This is a genomic window from Cytobacillus sp. NJ13 (assembly GCA_030348385.1).
Taxonomy (GTDB): Bacteria; Bacillota; Bacilli; order Bacillales; family Cytobacillaceae; genus Cytobacillus.
In genome coordinates this window covers 3,923,602-3,940,377 of sequence record JAUCFP010000006.1, presented here as the reverse complement: position 1 = coordinate 3,940,377, position 16,776 = coordinate 3,923,602, and the positions used below count along the sequence as shown (strand labels likewise).

13 protein-coding genes are annotated in these 16,776 nt (G+C 38.2%); 3 read left to right on the top strand and 10 right to left on the bottom strand.

All coding sequences use genetic code 11. From position 1 onward, the window contains the following. Nucleotides 1-56 precede the first annotated feature (56 nt). Complete coding sequence (locus tag QUF73_19605) at nt 57-608, top strand: class D sortase (GenBank protein ID MDM5228336.1); 552 nt, start codon at nt 57-59, stop codon at nt 606-608. Nucleotides 609-625: 17 nt separating this feature from the next. Here QUF73_19605 and QUF73_19600 read toward each other — a convergent pair whose 3' ends face one another. Further along, nucleotides 626-943: a hypothetical protein gene (locus QUF73_19600; GenBank protein ID MDM5228335.1), complete on the bottom strand. Its 318-nt coding sequence runs from the start codon at nt 941-943 to the stop codon at nt 626-628. Nucleotides 944-1,269: 326 nt separating this feature from the next. Here QUF73_19600 and QUF73_19595 point away from each other — a divergent pair, with 326 nt between their 5' ends. Then, the gene (locus QUF73_19595) at nt 1,270-1,536 is read left to right on the top strand and encodes a hypothetical protein (protein ID MDM5228334.1); all 267 of its coding nucleotides are present in this window, start codon (nt 1,270-1,272) and stop codon (nt 1,534-1,536) included. A gap of 94 nt (nt 1,537-1,630) precedes the next feature. On the opposite strand, the gene QUF73_19590 is transcribed toward QUF73_19595, so the two are convergent. The 5 genes from QUF73_19590 to QUF73_19570 form a co-directional block, all read right to left on the bottom strand. After that, nucleotides 1,631-3,028 (bottom strand): cell wall-binding repeat-containing protein, encoded by a 1,398-nt coding sequence (locus tag QUF73_19590; protein ID MDM5228333.1) that lies wholly within the window; start codon nt 3,026-3,028, stop codon nt 1,631-1,633. Between the two features lie 210 nt (nt 3,029-3,238). Beyond that, nucleotides 3,239-4,201 carry a cell wall-binding repeat-containing protein gene (locus tag QUF73_19585; protein ID MDM5228332.1) on the bottom strand — a complete coding sequence of 321 codons (963 nt, stop codon included), beginning with the start codon at nt 4,199-4,201 and terminating at the stop codon, nt 3,239-3,241. Between the two features lie 217 nt (nt 4,202-4,418). Next, nucleotides 4,419-8,666, bottom strand: a complete 4,248-nt coding sequence (locus tag QUF73_19580; protein ID MDM5228331.1) for a bifunctional 2',3'-cyclic-nucleotide 2'-phosphodiesterase/3'-nucleotidase — start codon at nt 8,664-8,666, stop codon at nt 4,419-4,421. A 260-nt stretch (nt 8,667-8,926) separates the two neighbouring features. Next, nucleotides 8,927-11,281 (bottom strand): cell wall-binding repeat-containing protein, encoded by a 2,355-nt coding sequence (locus tag QUF73_19575; protein MDM5228330.1) that lies wholly within the window; start codon nt 11,279-11,281, stop codon nt 8,927-8,929. 315 nt (nt 11,282-11,596) lie between these two features. Next, complete coding sequence (locus QUF73_19570) at nt 11,597-11,803, bottom strand: hypothetical protein (protein ID MDM5228329.1); 207 nt, start codon at nt 11,801-11,803, stop codon at nt 11,597-11,599. Between the two features lie 233 nt (nt 11,804-12,036). Here QUF73_19570 and QUF73_19565 point away from each other — a divergent pair, with 233 nt between their 5' ends. After that, a complete protein-coding gene (locus QUF73_19565) occupies nt 12,037-13,146 on the top strand; it encodes an acyltransferase (protein ID MDM5228328.1) in 1,110 nt (369 codons plus the stop codon). A gap of 47 nt (nt 13,147-13,193) precedes the next feature. Here QUF73_19565 and QUF73_19560 read toward each other — a convergent pair whose 3' ends face one another. The 4 genes from QUF73_19560 to QUF73_19545 form a co-directional block, all read right to left on the bottom strand. Further along, nucleotides 13,194-14,546 (bottom strand): DUF4179 domain-containing protein, encoded by a 1,353-nt coding sequence (locus QUF73_19560; GenBank protein MDM5228327.1) that lies wholly within the window; start codon nt 14,544-14,546, stop codon nt 13,194-13,196. Then, on the bottom strand, nt 14,539-15,075 hold the full coding sequence (locus tag QUF73_19555) for a sigma-70 family RNA polymerase sigma factor (GenBank protein ID MDM5228326.1): 537 nt from the start codon (nt 15,073-15,075) through the stop codon (nt 14,539-14,541). The genes QUF73_19560 and QUF73_19555 overlap by 8 nt, the downstream gene beginning before the upstream one ends. A 231-nt stretch (nt 15,076-15,306) precedes the next feature. Then, the gene (locus QUF73_19550; protein ID MDM5228325.1) at nt 15,307-15,522 is read right to left on the bottom strand and encodes a hypothetical protein; all 216 of its coding nucleotides are present in this window, start codon (nt 15,520-15,522) and stop codon (nt 15,307-15,309) included. A gap of 44 nt (nt 15,523-15,566) precedes the next feature. After that, on the bottom strand, nt 15,567-16,454 hold the full coding sequence (locus QUF73_19545; protein ID MDM5228324.1) for a helix-turn-helix domain-containing protein: 888 nt from the start codon (nt 16,452-16,454) through the stop codon (nt 15,567-15,569). Nucleotides 16,455-16,776: the final 322 nt, after the last annotated feature.

The following is a 16,776-nucleotide window of genomic DNA, read 5'->3' as shown; positions in this document are numbered from 1 at the left end:
ACTAAATAAAAGTAAATCTTTATTTTTAGCCGTTTTTCGACAATAAGGGGGAAGGCATGAAAACGCTTATTTATTTGCTTCTATTGCTTGGAGCAGCCATTACGGTTTATTCATTGTTTGAGATAAGAGATTCCAAAATTCAGGTTGAGGAAAGAAAAGAGGCAGCGGTTAAAATGCTGAATGAAGATACAGAAAAGAAGCTAATATTTGAACAAAACGAAACGATCGGACTTCTTTCGGTTCCTAAAATTAATAAGGATATCCCCATCATCGAAGGTACAGATAATGATCAGCTTGAGGCTGGGGTAGGGCATTATACCGGGACGGCATTTCCTGGCCAAAAAGACCAAATTGTGCTTTCAGGTCACAGGGACACGGTCTTTCGGAAATTTGACCAGCTTAAGGTCGGGGACATCTTTACAGTGAAATTGTCGTATGGGGACTTTTCTTATGAAATATATGATACGAAGATCCTTGATGCGGACGATCTTAGTATTATTAAAAGCACGTCTCCCGAAGAGGTACTGACTGTCACTACCTGCTACCCTTTTAACTTTATCGGGGACGCTCCAGAGCGGTTTATCTTTTATGCCCGGCCAATAAATTAGAAACGGAAATTTTATTACTAACATATATAAGAAAGGCTGAAACTGGATTTGCTAAGTGCTAATAATATAATTCCAAGCCTCACTGTAATCTTTGTCTTATTCATCATATATGTTTCTATTATTCCTGGAATAATAAAATTGATACTCGCCATATTTTCAATATCTTTTCTAATCCCAGCAGCCAGAGAGATCATGTTTGAAAACAAACTCAGAAAAATTAGAGTAGCTTTGTACACTTCACTTGTTTTTTCATTTGGACTTAGTGTTGAACCCATTTTTGAAACATTCTCACTTGAGTTTACAATGTTCTTTGACTTTCTATTTATTTTTTTCATGTGCTCACTAGGCATTTTTTGTTATGGAATACCCGCCTCCATTATTGCAGAACTTATTTCTGGAAGTTTCAGTGTATACCGAGCATGGATATCTGCTTTCATTCATATTGGCTTGGGATTTTTCACCTGCTTTATTGAACCTTTCTTTTGCATTTTTGCTGTAATATGTTCAATCATCTTCTTTTTAATAGATGAAGTGACAAGGAGAAAATGGAGGGAAACATAATGGAGTATCATCCATTACCATTTACATGACAAAATGAAGAGCTGAGGCTGCGGAAGAGAAATAATCAGCTGCTTGTAATGTTCATTTAAGGGGATTAGGAGTGACAGATATACTGCTAAACTTATTCATTATTTTTGGTTCTATAACCTTAATAGAGGTATTGAAACACACTTTAAGAATCAAAAATACTAAAACTGTAAACTTTTTATCCTATTTATTAATGGGAGTTTTATCATTCGCGGCAGGAAAGGCTTTATTACCTGATTCCTCTGCCTTTTCTTCCTCATTGGCTATTGCATTTTTTATAGTTGCTTTAATATCTCTGTTTTTAAAGGACAGCAGTTCCGAAAATCAAGATTTTCAGTGAACAGGTGTAAGAGTCTAATTCAAATAAACAAGACATTTATATAAAAATACTTCTACGCAAAAAGAGACAGGAGCTTCCCTGTCTCTTTTCAAAGTTATTGTTGAATGAGTGACCAAATTTCATCTTCAACATCAAGGCTCACTGCACCTTTGCCGCCAATAATGGTGTACCACAGGACTTGTTCATCAACAAAGTGTTCTTTTGCAGCTGGGTGAAGTGTATTTGGTGTTGTTAACACTATAGGCTCAACATAATATCCTGCCAATACAGAGCCCGTTAGTGCGTCTGCAAAATTACTTCCTGTTGTCACAAATGCAGAGTCAATTCCAGCTGAGTAGAAATATTTTGATACATTCACTGATGTCTCATAGCGGTTTTTTCCGCTGACTCGAACAGGGCTAGGTAACTGTTTACGAACATTTTCTGAAACGGCACCTGTTCCGCCTATAACAAATGTATTGTTATATTTTTTTACTTGAGCTGCAGTTGCAGACGGAAGTGTATTAGACTGAGATAATAAGATTGGCATGCCAGTAATAGCAGCATATGGCCCAATCGATAATGCATCCGGATAATTTTGTCCGGAAACCACAATAGCTGACTCTTGTATAGGTAATTTATTTGCAATTTTAACTGCCGTATCATATCTTGTGCTTCCAGAAATGCGTTCAACCGTTAATCCAAGCGTATTCTTGAGATAGGTCTCAATCCCCTGGGATACGACGCCGGTACCTCCAATAATCGTTACTTTCGATACACCCAGTTCACGAATGGCCTGAATAACCGATTCTGGCAGCGAATTATTTTTAGTCAGTAAAATAGGGGCATCTAAATAGTGGCCAAGTGGCGCAGCTGCTAATGCATCCGGAAAGTCTGTACCAGTTGCCAGTAATATTTCATTAGCACCAGTATACTGCCACCCTTCGTATGCCACATTTACAGCTGTTTCATAGCGATCTTTACCGGAAATCCTGTATACTTCCGGTTCGAATAGCATGGTGGTGAACGTATATTTTTCGCCTCTAGTAATTTCATAGTTGTCGGTTAACTGTAAATAATATGTGCCGGGTTCTAGAATAGCCTCAGCATAAAAACCGCCTTCTTCATCAAAGGAGCTTCTCACTTCCGTTATATCCTCCCTGGTTCCATCAGCATTTTCCTTATAGATGACAACACTAATTTGACCAGTCATACTTGTGAAAGCTTCTAACACTTCCCCAGCAAGGAGAAACCCGCCTTTTTTAGGGATGGTAATCTTGTACATGTCCCAATCTTCCGGACTCATCGTACCCGTAACGTTATCTTCCAAAGCGATTGAATTTGCTTCGGTAAAATAATCATTGGGTTCTTGCTCCGTAATATCTGGATACTCATCTTCAACTTGAAGCTTGGATTTCATCTCTTCAAAACCATTGTTTGCTGATGCTGGAATTGAGAAGAGAGTAGAGGATAGCAGAACGAGAGCAGCTAAAAACACAATACCTTTTTTCACAAGTTTGCCTCCATTTTGCTGAAACTGCTATATAACTTATTCTTTAAAAACACTAGTTTCAGCAGTTCATTTAAAATTTTCAAAACAGATTCTTCTCACAAAGTTTTGAAGTGTCGTCAGCAAACGAAAAAGAAGCATACCTGCACGTTTGTACCGGTATGCTTTTTCGTTACACATGCTGGAAGAACATTTAATAAAAACTGGAGTTCCTTACTTCTGCAACAAAGTATTTACCGCTTGGTCAGTCACAACTTTATTACCGCCCAGTACATAATAAAGCTCGGCATAATCAGAATATGCCTGGACCGTATCAATTGTTGTTTGGTGCGGTTTAGTTGGGTGGGTTAAGATTACTGGATTCCAGGTAGCGGCAGCAAAGGCTGATCCAGCCAGTGCATCCGGATAATTTTCACCTGTTGCAATCACTGGTAAATCCATATCAATCGCATCTTCAAAATACTGAATGACTTTGCTGTTTGTTGCATAACGGTTTACCCCGCTGATACGTTCCGGCATTGGAAATGCACTAGCCACTTGTGCACTAATGACTCCCGTACCGCCTATAACAAAAGACTCCACCGGCTGTTCTGAATTAACAAACTGACTTACTGAAGACGGAACCGAATTTTTTTTGGTTAAGAGAATTGGCATTTCTAATTGTGCCGCTATTGGAGCAATTGATAGTGCATCCGGAAAACCTTCCCCGGTCGCGACCACAACACTTTCTGGGTTCCCTAGCTGTTTGGCAACTTTTACAGATGTTTCATAGCGATCTGCACCACTTAGTCTAGTTATTGATGAGATCCCTAAGCTGTTAAGCTCTTTCTCTATATTTTCAGAAATAACGGACTTCCCTCCAATTAAATATACCGTTGTAACCTTAAGGCGCTTTAATTCATTCTTTACACTATCCGGCAATGAGCTGGCTGGTGTTAAAAGGAGTGGTGCACCATATTTATAAGCAAGAGGTGTCGCACTTAATGCATCTGGAAAATCTTTTCCTGTAGCCAACACAGCAACTGCGGACGTGTCCCAGCCTTCAGCAGAGATATTTACTGCCGTTTCGTAACGGTCTTTGCCTGAGATGCGATGGGTTGGTGCATCTTCTGCCTTCGCTTGTCCAAAAGGTAATGCCAGTGTTAATAACGCAGATAGAATGATAGCCTTTTTCATGATTTCCTCCTAATGGTTCAATATCAAGAGTTATTATAGAGCGGAATAATGTAAATTGATAGATAGATTTCTAGTGATGACAGAATATATTTTTCGACAAAATTCTTCCTTGACAATTAAAATATACCAACTTGAATCAAGATGACACTTTAGCGTTAAATCACCTCACAAAATGCAATAAAGACAGACTCAACTATTGAGCCTGCCTTTACTTTAATTACTTATTAACTTTTATAATACGCCCTTCTGTAACAGGGTTCACTTCGCCTTGGTCTTTAATGTAGGTAACTAATGCCTCTAAATCTACTACATCGACTACGCGGTTTTTGCCTTCTTTCAGAACGTGCAATTCATCTCCACCATCAGCCATGAAGTTGTTAACCGTTACTGAATATGTTTCAGTATCTGCGATTGGAGTTCCATCCGCTTTTGTAACAGATACGATGCGCTTGCCAGCTTCTTTCGATGTATCATAAGAGAATTTCAAACCGGAAACCTTAAGAATTCTTTGCTTAGAACCCCATTGCTGTTCTAATAAAGTTTTAATTTGTGCACCAGTCAGATCCATTGTTACAAGGTCGTTACCGAATGGCTGTACAGTGAATGCTTCCTTCCAAGTGATTTCCCCTGCATCAATTTCTGCACGGATACCGCCTGGGTTCATGAATGCAAAGTCAGATCCTGTTGCAGCAATCATAGAGTCAGCAATCAGGTTACCCATCGGAGACTCGCCGTCAGCATTTTCATCTCTGCTGATACCGGTTGTTGTTGTACCAATTTTTTCGTTTAAGATCGGAGCAACGTCTTCAATGTATACATCAAGCATCGCTTTAATTTCTGTATCTGGCTCAATGCCATCGCGATAAGTCGTTACGATTTCAGCTTCCTTCTTAATGATGTCCTTTGTTACAGGGTCAATCGTAAGATCTACATCAGAGAATGCAGTTCCATAGGAGAAGGATTGTACAAGCAGCTTGCCGTCAACAACAGTGTTTGCATACTGATGGTTATGGCCGCCGAACATGACATCAACTTCATCGTCTACAGCTTTTGCGATATCTACAAGCTCTTCCGTTGGGTTAGATCCATCATTATCAGATTTAATTGGGTTGTGAGATACCACGACGATAGATTCTACGCCTTGGTCTTTCAATTCTTTAGCATACTTGTTGATGGCTTCGACTTCGTCGGTAAACTTCACGCCAGCAACACCGCTTGGAGTTACAATAGTAGGCGTATCAGAGTAAGCCACACCAATAAACCCTATCTTAACTCCATTTACTTCATTAATGACATACGGATCTAGAATTGGCTCACCAGTCTTTTCATCAACAACGTTAGAAACTACGTAAGGAAAGCTTGCCCCTTCGAATTCACCGTACTCATCAACTGTCTTGGGATGGCTTCCGCCGTTGATCAGGCGAAGCATCTCATCAACGCCCTCGTCAAATTCATGGTTTCCGAGTGTTCCTAGATCAAAGCCAATTTCATTTAATAGCTTAATCGTTGGCTCATCCTGCAGCAATGCAGATACTGGTGAGCTTGCTCCTGCCACATCCCCTGCATGAAGCATGAATGTGTTAGGATTTGCTGCTTCACGCTCTTTTAAGTAGGCTGCTAAATATTCAATTCCGCCGGCACCTTCAGCACCAAGCTTTGCATTAAAGGTATCAAGCTGTCCGTGAAGGTCATTGATTCCCAATAATTGAACTTCAAACGGTTTTGACATGTTAACTGCATACTTGTGGAAGCCGTTTGTTCCTTCACCAACATATTCAATATTCTCAGTACTTGCTGCTATTTCTTTTGCTGCTGGGGACGATTCGAATGTAACATTCACATCACCATAGATAGGAGAAAGCTTCCAGTTCTGGTCAGCAGATGGATTGATTGTCTTGTTCTTGATAATGTAATTCATGACAACCTGGCGATTTTCGTCAGCAGATTGATAAATGATACGATTGCCATCAGGATTTACAACTGACATAGCTGCGCGGTAGTTATTTGTTGCAATGACAAATTCCTGGTCTTCATTGACAGGCTTGCCATTGAATTCCAAATTCTTGATACGGCTGACGCCTTCGTTCACAACTTTTCCAGCTGAATCATATTTAGCCGGCTGAGTTACATCAATTTCATATGTTACTCCATCTAAAGTATCAAAGTTGTAAGCTGCGAAATCACTGTTAATCAGATTTTGTTCTTCTGTTTTTGAAGGGTCAATCTTATTAAAGTTTCCAGCGGTCCACTCCAAATACTCCTTGACTTCTGCACCGTTTAATTTAACTGCTTGTACAGTATTAGGGTATTTGTAAAGGTCAGCCACGTTTTTAATGGTGATTGTACCTTTAGGGATATTTGTATATTCGCTTGCACCGTTTCTGCCTGCTTTAAATGGAGCAGCAGATGATAGCACAGGAAGGTTCTCATATTCTGTTCCTTTAAGCACATTTTCTACAAACTCTTTTTGTGCATTGCTTACAATTTGTACAGATGGGTCATCCTGTACACGTGCAAAATAGCTGTGGATAGGTGCAGTTGTTTCGCCAACAGGGCTGTTAATGTATTTAACCGTTTCTTCATGCGAAGATTTTAATACATTTACAAGCGCCTGATCGTTAGCCACGTCTTTAGAAGTAACACGAACCTCTGATTGGGAATCCTTTACAGTCCATTTTCCATCCACTTTTGCTAAAGTCAGGTCAATGACACCAAGATTGCTTCCATCAACATTCGCTTGTACAGCCGCAACTCCGTTAATGGTTCCTTTAGCTGCATCTACTCCATCCACTTTAAAAGACGCATCATTGCTTGGGAATGATTTATGGGTATGGCCCATTAAGATCGCATCAATACCCTCTACTTCGCTTAGTGCAAATGCCGTATTTTCTTTGTTTGTTTTATCTCCGTCAAACCCGCTGTGAGATAATGCAACAACCACCTCAGCACCATCTTTTTTCATTTCAGGTATCCACTTCTTGGCAGAAGCTACAACATCCTCCGTCACCACTTTGCCTTGAAGGTTGGCCTTGTCCCACTGCATGATTTGAGGGGCAACAAAGCCAATGACTCCCACTTTAACTGTCTGCTCTTTACCGCTTTCATCCTTTACTTTCTTTTCGATGATTTGGTATGGTTTGATGTAGTTTACATCATTAGTTGGGTCATTATCATGATCATCTTTATAAACATTGGCATTTACATAAGGGAATTCAGCACCTTTTAAGCTTCCTTCCAAGAAATCAAGTCCATAGTTGAATTCATGATTTCCTAAAGTTGCACCATCATAATCCAATTGATTCATTGCTTCATAGATTGGATGCGTTTCGTTTTCGATTAAACCTTCAGAAACAACACCTTTTCCACCAAGAAGAACGACAGATTTCCCGTCTACAAGTGCATCAGTCCCCGCCGGCAATGAGCCTTGCTTAACCAGCAGCAATGGAGCATCTTCTTTAGCAGCCAATACAGAGCCTGTTAAAGCATCCGCAAACCCATAGCCGTTTGAAACAAATACTTTGCTCTTGATTTCGTCAAGCTCAGTCGCTACTTTTACAGCTGTTTGGAAACGGTCTTTGCCAGAATAGCGTGTTGGATTCTTTACAGCCTTTTCAACAGCTGTACTAATTACGCCGGTACCACCTACAAGAATCGTATTTTCCTTGTTTGCAAGCGCATCAGCCGTTGCTTTTGGAAGAGAGTTCTTGCCTGTTAGCAGGATTGGAATGCCATTTTTAGCTGCATATGGGGCAATGGAAAGGGCATCCGGATAGTCACCGCCGTAAGCCAGTATTGCCGTATCTGCACTTCCGCCTAATTCACCTGCGATCTCAGCAGCTGTTTCGAAGCGATCAGCGCCTGAAATCCTTTTAACCCAAACTTTCAAATCTTTAGAAATTTCTTGCTGTATTGATGTAGAGACAGCTCCTGTACCGCCCACAATCAGGACTTTCTTAGCTCCTAATCGCTTAATTTCATTTTTTGTATCAGCATTTAGTTCTTTCGTCTTTGTTAATAGTATCGGGGCATCATATTTATACGCCAAAGGTGTAGCAGCAAGCGCATCTGCAAAGTCATCTGCTCTGGCAATTACCACAACGTCGGATGAGTCCCAGCCCTTTTTCGAAACTTCCACAGCCGTTTTAAAACGGTCTTTGCCTGATAAACGGTCCGCAAACGTCAGCGGATCTTCTTTCGCTATGTAATCTGTGTAAGGATTTCCCTGTAAGAGGTCGCCATTATCGAACAGCAAGTTATTTTCATTCTCAGCCCGTTCTTCTTTTATCAAAGTCGACACTTTTACAAGACCCTTATCGACAGGTGTATCTGAATAATAGTCATGGTTCATAATGCTTCCATGGACATCAGTCGTTTCCATGATCTTAAGTTTTACATATGCCTCATTGGATAAGACATTTTTCGGTAAAGATTCCGCTGATGCGCCGGATCCTAATGGAGAAAGCATACCTACAGCAAGTGTAGAGACTAGCAATCCGCTAAACTTCTTTTTAATACCCTTTTTCACCTTTTTTCCACCTCTCGTCTAATGTCTGACATGTCGATTATATACTAAAAATAGTAAAATACTATCATTTTTTGTTAAAAAAGTATTAAAATTCCGGCGAATTTTGTAACTTTATTGTAAACGCTACCAACATGGTTAAATCAATATATAACAAAAAAGACTGTTTCAAGCACTTGGTGTACTGGAAACAGTCTTTCGTTTTATTTCTTAACAGAGAATGAGTACTCCTGGAAGGAAGAATTATAATAGTTATCTATCTTTATATAATATCTTCCGGCCGGTAAAGATACCGTTTCTGTTACTTCTTCTGCTGTAACATTATCATAAGGTGTATACATATACTGCAGCGTTCTGCCTGATCCATCCACGATTTCATAATACCAGCTGCTGTCTTCTTTCGTTTTTGCTGTTAAAGAAATCGTCCCTGATTTATCCAATTGGAAAGAGTAGAAGTCATCGTCATTTCCGCCTTGTATGGAGCCTGATATTTGTGCACCAATGCTGATTGGATTGGCGGATTGAACACTATTATTGAACTCTTTCTCATAATTGCTTACTTCGCTGAAGTTAACTTTAAATTCATAATCAGCATCTTTACTATCTGAGTAATTTTCAACGACAAGGTAATAATCCCCGGCCGGCAAACCGATTGGAACATTAGAGTAGCCACTTGCATAATCATCGTATTTTGTGGTGAAGTATGCATATTGCTCACCATTACGGTTCATAACCTGCACTTCCCAGCTTTTACCCGGGGTATTTTTCACGTTTACATTAATTTTGCCTGCAGAATCTAAAGTGAATTTATAAAAATCTACTGTTTCGGATTTACTTAATAAGCCTTTATAGCTTTTATTTAGTTCTAGAATATTTGCAGTTTCGATGGTGTTATTGAATTCCTTTTCAAAGTAATTGCCCTGAATATACTGTACTTTAAACTTGTACTCTTCGTCCTGTGCATCACTATAATTATCAATCAGGAAGTAATAGGTTCCGGCTGGCAAACCAGTCCGATAGCTGGTAGCTCCATTTGCATACGTTCCATACTCAGTAGAGAAGTATGTAAATGTTTCACCTTTCTCATTCAGTAATGTGCCTTCCCACGCGACTCCAGGCTTCTGGTCCATTTTCAATTCCACTTGCCCTGGTGCTGCCAAAGTGAATTTGTAATAATCTAGGTCCCCGCTGTCTTGTAAAGCCCCTTTGTAGTCTGCATTCACATTTATTTGATTTGCTGCTGCAATAGTGTTGTTCATCTCTTTTTCATAATTGTTGCTCTTTGTATATTTAACTGTAAATGAATATGGAACTTTATATCCATCTGAATAATCTTCAATTTTAATATAGTACGTACCCTTTGGCAGTCCTACTGAATTATTCGTTACCCCGGAAGCACCAGAGTTATAATTAGTGGAAAACTCCTCAAGAGAATCTCCATTTGCAGTCATTAAAGTAGCATACCAGCCTGAACCACTGGTTTGCTTAAGCTGCAAACTAATATTTCCAGGTTCAGTAATGGTAAATTGATAATAATCTTCATCCCCGTAATCTGCCAGCTTGGCACTATAAGTTTTGTTTACATCAATTTTTGCTGACTTCTCAAAGGTATTATTCGCCTGTAAACCATTCATTTGAGTTAATACATTATTAGAAACAGCTCCATTGCCGCCTAATGCAGTCAAACTTGAGTAAACATTCGAGTTTAGATGGCTCTTTATAGCGTCTGGAAGCTTTGTTGTCTGAACCAAAAGCATAGCTCCATTATTCTTTGCTGCTAAAACAGATCCTGTTAATGCATCCGCAAAGCTGGTACCAGTGGCAACATACGCTGCTGGAGCCTTGGACTGGAATTGGTTAATAATTGCAACTGCTGTCTGATAGCGGTCTTTCCCTGAAACGCGTTTCGCATTGGGCGCTTGAGTCAGCAGGCTATCAGCTAAGATTCCCTTTCCTCCAACAAAGATTGTTTCAGACTTCCCTTTAAGTTTTTCCTTTGTTATCTCCGGCAATGATTTCGTTTCACTTAACAGAATTGGGTATCCCATTCTGGCTGCATATGGTGCAATGGATAGAGCATCGGGGAAATTTCTTCCATATGCAATAATGGCCTTATTGCTGGTTCCAAGCTTGTCCGCAATTAATGCGGCTGTTATGTATCTGTCTTTTCCGCCTATACGTTCAATGGAAAGTCCCAAAGAGCGCAATTCCGCTTCGACATTTTCCGTAATAATTCCTTTGCCACCCAGGATTACTGCTTTTTTTGCCTTTAGACTTGAAATCTGTTTTCTGGTTACTTCCCCAAGAGTATTTTTTTTAGTCAGCAGGATTGGTGCATTTAATTTGTAAGCTAACGGACCACCGGCTAAAGCGTCAGGAAAATTATCCCCAATTGCCAGCACAACCGTATCTGCTGTTGTCCAGCCTTTTTTGGAAATGTTAACTGCTGTCTCATAACGGTCCTTTCCGGATAATCTGGTACTTTCTGCGTGGGTTACTTCCTGAGTAAAGAAAAAGAACACTGCCAGACTCAGGAAAACAATTAAAGATTTTTTCATTTCTTCCTCCTATTGTAAAATTTTCCTATTCATTATATTACTATCAAGGACTATTAGTCTAGGTTTAAATAACTGTTTTTTATCTTATATTTTTAAACTAAGATTAAAATTAAAGAGAGCCCCCTTAAGAGACTCTCTAGTATTAATATTCAACTTTTGTTTGAAAGAGGAAACTCTCATTATTACAGCTTGAAGTTTTAAGGAATAGACAGAATAGTATTTTCTTCAAGTCTTTCCTCCTTTAGATATCAAACCAAAAGGGACAGGAAGATTTCAAGAAAATACTATTTTTATTTTCACCCAGGATCAATTTAGTTATTTTTCTGTAAGAACACGATCGCAGACTTCAAATAAATTTTCCAGGCATTCATTCCTGACTCTTTCATGGCAAATGAATTCATACCTGATTTCATACTCCAGCTGGGCAGCAATTATTGACAGTTTATTTTCGTCTCCATCTTTTGAAAGGTAATTTGAAACCTTTTGCTCAAAATACTCTTCTGTTCCATAGAATCCTTCCATTTTGAACTCCTCCTTTATTTATCCCCCTACATAATCAATTTCCCCAAAACTTAATTAACAAACCAATATGATATACCTATCCTGCTCCTTTGATAACCCATCTTATCCAATTTCAGGATGCATTATTAACGGTACGCTAAGTTTATATTAAAGTTATTTTACAATAAGGATTCGGAAGCATCTTTCATATACTATATAGAAGGTATTTAATCCTTCTCAAGGATGTGAAATTAATGAGTAATACTCGCGGACATATTTCTGAAATTCATATATTGAGGGCAATAGGCTGCCTATTTGTCGTTGCAGTTCATGTTTCTGGTTCTTTCTATTATGAGCACGGTGAAACATATAACGAGTTTACATTATTTATCAATCAAATCAGCCGCTTCGGAACACCAATGTTTGCACTTATTAGCGGTTTTCTCCTATTTTATCAGGCAAGATTTAAGGGCTTTGATCTTTATAGATTTGCTACTAGCCGATTTACAAAGATTGGCTTGCCATTTCTCTTTTGGAGTGTTTTCTATTTACTGTTTACGTATTTAGTACTTGGCGTAAACCCATTAGAATCCGGAGAAAAGCAATTCCTGGTGAACTTCATATTTGGCAATGCATATTATCATTTATATTTTATGTCCATTGTCTTTCAGTTTTACTTGCTATTTCCGCTGCTGCAGGCAGTTAAGTCAAAAATGATTTGGCCAGTGCTGCTGATCGGAGCAGTATGTATAAACTATTACTTTGTAAAGTCATTCAATCCTGGAGAATTCGAAGGAATCCTTGGAAGTATCCTAAGTCAGCGGGCATTTTTGCCAAGCTGGATTTTCTATTTTATTTTTGGCGGGTTCCTCGCTTATTTCTGGGAACCATTACGTGCATTTTCAAAGAAATATAAAGTTTTATTGGGGATTGCGGTTCTAATTGTCACAGCTGCCGCTGTATGGGAATACAAAACAATGGGATCCACACCGTCTAATAGAGTGACGAATATGGTCAACATTCCAATCATTACTCTTTTTGTGATTGGGATCGGAGAACAAATCCAAAAAATCAGGTGGCTGAACAGCATTATTACCAAGATTGGAACATTATCTATGGCCATCTACCTGGTACATCCTTTTGTTCTATACAGCTTTATCCAAGTTGCACCGGATTTTGTCTGGAAAACAGCATTCTTTCCTTTTGTTTATGCCTTAATTTTATTAGGTTCAATTGCAATGGTAAAAGCGATACAATTAATACCGCTTAATCAATATATATTAACAGTGCCGGGCACTAAGAAGCAGAAGAGAAATACCAGTGTTAAAACATCCGCTCTGCGGGTGAAATCAAATTTCCAATAATAGTGAAAACCCGAGTTTCTCTTCTATAGAGCTCGGGTTTTTTGTGATTATTCTCCATTATTATTTACATTCACTTTTAATTCTAAGCCCTCAACCTTTTTAATATTCCTCTTCCATGTACTGACAACCAGCTCTTCTAATGGCTGGGAAGTCTTAAATTTCGCTATATAGCCATCCGGAGTGATTTGATATCTGTCATATCGCATTAATTCCGTATCTGTTCCTTTTTCCTTTAATTCTAAAACTCGCCTTCTGTTTTCCGTAACACCTTCTGCTTGATAATGTATCCATAACTCCCCTTTCTTTTGTTCAATTTCAGTAATAGCAATACCGCCATATGAATCTTGTTCAAGATATAGAGGCAAATTCTGATTTAGCGGGGTATCAAAAAATTCCAAATCTCCGTTTGATTCTATATACGGAATAATGGTGATTGACTTTGGCAGCTTAGTGACGGGTTCAAAATATTCATTGAACTCGTCAACAAACTTCCCTTCTCTTTCACCGCCTCCCGTAGCACCCGAAGTCATATGAGCTATAGGCTGACCCTTATCATCCAATACTTCAAAGAGGTAAGATGTACTGCCGTTTCCTTTTTTATAACTTTCAAGCGGCTGGCTCATGCTGATTTCTAAATTGGTAGAGCTCGCGGCGAAAGACATCTTATCAAGAGTTATACTAAGTTCACCGTTCGTTGCCGTTTTGTTTGGCTTTGCAAAGTAAGTATTTTCACCTATTTTATTTACAGGTAATTGGAATACCCATGGACCTTCATATTTTCCAACATTGTTTACTATAATCTCAAGCTGAAATTGATCAGGCAATTCTTCATATAGATGAAGTTCATGCAGTATTTTCCCGTCCTCACTTGCAATGGATTCAACCATCGAGTAATCTGCGAAAAGCTCACCATCTACGTTCATTTTAAAGTCAGGTATATTAGGATTACTCCTGTCTTCCGGGATATCTTTTTTATCCATCGAGTAAATAAAAGACAAACGGGTTCCATCATACATCATTTCATGAAGAGTAATAGCAATACCATTCTTTTCAACAGTTTGTTCAATGCTGGTAAACATACCTTCTCTTTTCACTTTTTGAATCCCTATATCTCCGAATGGGATTACTTCTAATTCATTCGGTGTCTCTGATATTTCTGTTTCCTTGGATGCATCCTGTTTAATATTGCTAATCAGCTGGGTCGAGCTTAAAATAAGTACAATGGCAACTATAGGAGTGAAAACCAGCATAAAGACAGGAACAAGCCTAAAATTTCTATTAGAAACAGTTTTTTGGTTACGTATCTTATGCATAACTTCTTGTATTTCCTTGTCTGTAAAGATTAAATCCTCCCCATACTTTTTTATAAAAGCTTTTTTTAAGGAACGTCTTTTAGTCATACAGAAATTCCCCTTTCAGCATAGGCATTAGCTTGTTCTTCCCTCGGCGGATCCGTGTTTTTACAGTTTCATTAGACATAGATAATATTTCAGCAATTTCTCTTACTTCCAGCTCTTGAATATATCTAAGAATAAGGACCTCCCGATACTTTTTGCCTAAATTCATTATTTGAGCTACAACCTGTTCTTCATCCCACTTTTGCAGCGTAATCGATTCTGGTGAATGCACTGTTATTTCTTCTTTTACTTGGCCAATTAGAAAAACTTTTTTTATGTAATAAGACCTTAGATAATCTTTACATTGGTTTATCGTAATTCTGTAAAGCCATGTTCTAATCGATGATCGCCCTTCAAACTCATCCAAATGCGTAAAACATTTTATAAAAACATTTTGGACAATGTCTTTAGACGCTTCTATATCTTTAACATAGGAGAAAGCGAGAGTGGATAGTTCTGTCCCATAGGCATTCATAATTTCAGTAACCAATACTTCTAAGCTTTCGCTTCCTTTTTCTTGAAAATTATTCAAATTAATCCTCCTTTCTTATAATTAGACGTTTGAGTAGTTATAGGAGGTTCAATTATATAAAACCCAATCATTGACTTTTGAAATTAATGCTTAAGCAAAGTCAACTCTTTTCAAATTGAAAAAATTTGAATACCTAGCCGTTATTTCTTAATTCATACTAACTATTAATATCAATATATATTTTAAAACAAAAAAAAGCGGTAAGCACCGCTTTTAATAAATGAGTGTATATTAATGTTCTGACGGAATTCCTAAGCTGTGTTCTGATGGAATACCAGCTAACTCTATTGGCTTGCCAATACTGTGTTCTGATGGAATGCCAGCTAACTCTGCAGGTTTGCCAATACTATGCTCTGATGGAATGCCAGCCTCCAGGTTCCCCGTGAAAGATGCTCCAGCGCCAATTAATCCTAAAGCCAACGCCCCAGCTAAGATTAACTTTTTCATGACATTAACTCCTCTCATTCATAATTTATTGAATTATTTATATATTAACATTTATTGAGCAATTTTTCCATTTCGGTTTCAATAATTTGGATGAATTTATCATTTCTTTGCAGCTGCAAGATATAAATGGCTTTCTGAAGGAACTCTATACCCTTTTCTTTATTGCCAAGTTTTATATAATTTTCTCCACTTTGATAGTGCAAATTAGCAAACAAATATTGTATTTCTTCATGTATACAAATCTCAATTCCCTTTTGGCAATATACCAGGGATTCCTGGAATTCCCCGATCTCTGTTAAGGCTTGGGATAAACCAAACAAAATCCTGACTTTCCCTCTGCTCTCAAGGATATGCGGAAGTTTTTCCAAATCATTAAGCCCTTTTTTGAACATGGAAATAGCTTCGGTATAATGGTTCATATCTTTATATAAAATAGCGATGCTTGTTAATATTTCGACTTCTCTTTCCGATAAGTTTACCCTTTTTTCATTTGTAAGGTCTAAGGCGCCGTGCAGCAGCTGGATCGCTTTATCAAAATCATTCTCAAGATAAAACACACAGATTCCCTGATGCCAGACTAAAAATTGCTTCAGCATGACAGGCTGGAAAATCGGATTCTCCAATTCCTTTTGGACAATTTCGTAAATCGCCTTATAATTCCAATTCCGCTTGTGCTTATTAATAATCTGCATAACAGCTGTAGAATAATTTATGGTAGACTTCGAAGCAATATTAAAGAAGTACGTAAGATCAATATTCATTTTATTTGCTAATTGATTCAGCGTTTCAAGACTTGGATACGCTTTCTCTCTTTCAAATGAAATAAGTTCTTCCTCAGAACATACACCCTCTGCCAGCTCCTTAACACTTAACCCTTTATACTGACGAAAAGATTGTAAGCTGTCGCCAATTAAATACTCACTTAAATTCATCAGCTTTCCCTCACTTAGTAAAATTAATAGTATTATCCTACCACAAAAATTATAGTATCATTGAAGATTCAGGAGTGTACAGGAACTGCATCAGTCTATATGCGGTACGTTTGAAGTTCTAAGATTGAAGAGTCTACTGTAAACGAAAATTAACGGGGAAAAACATCTTCGCAGTTAAATTAAATTTAACCCCACTATATATTATTCGATAGTACCAGCAAATATCCTTTCATTTATTAGAAATTTTATAAATCTCTTTTGCTTTGAATGCAGGCAACTTTATTAATTACTTCAATCCGGGGGTGTTTCAAAGCAAAATAAA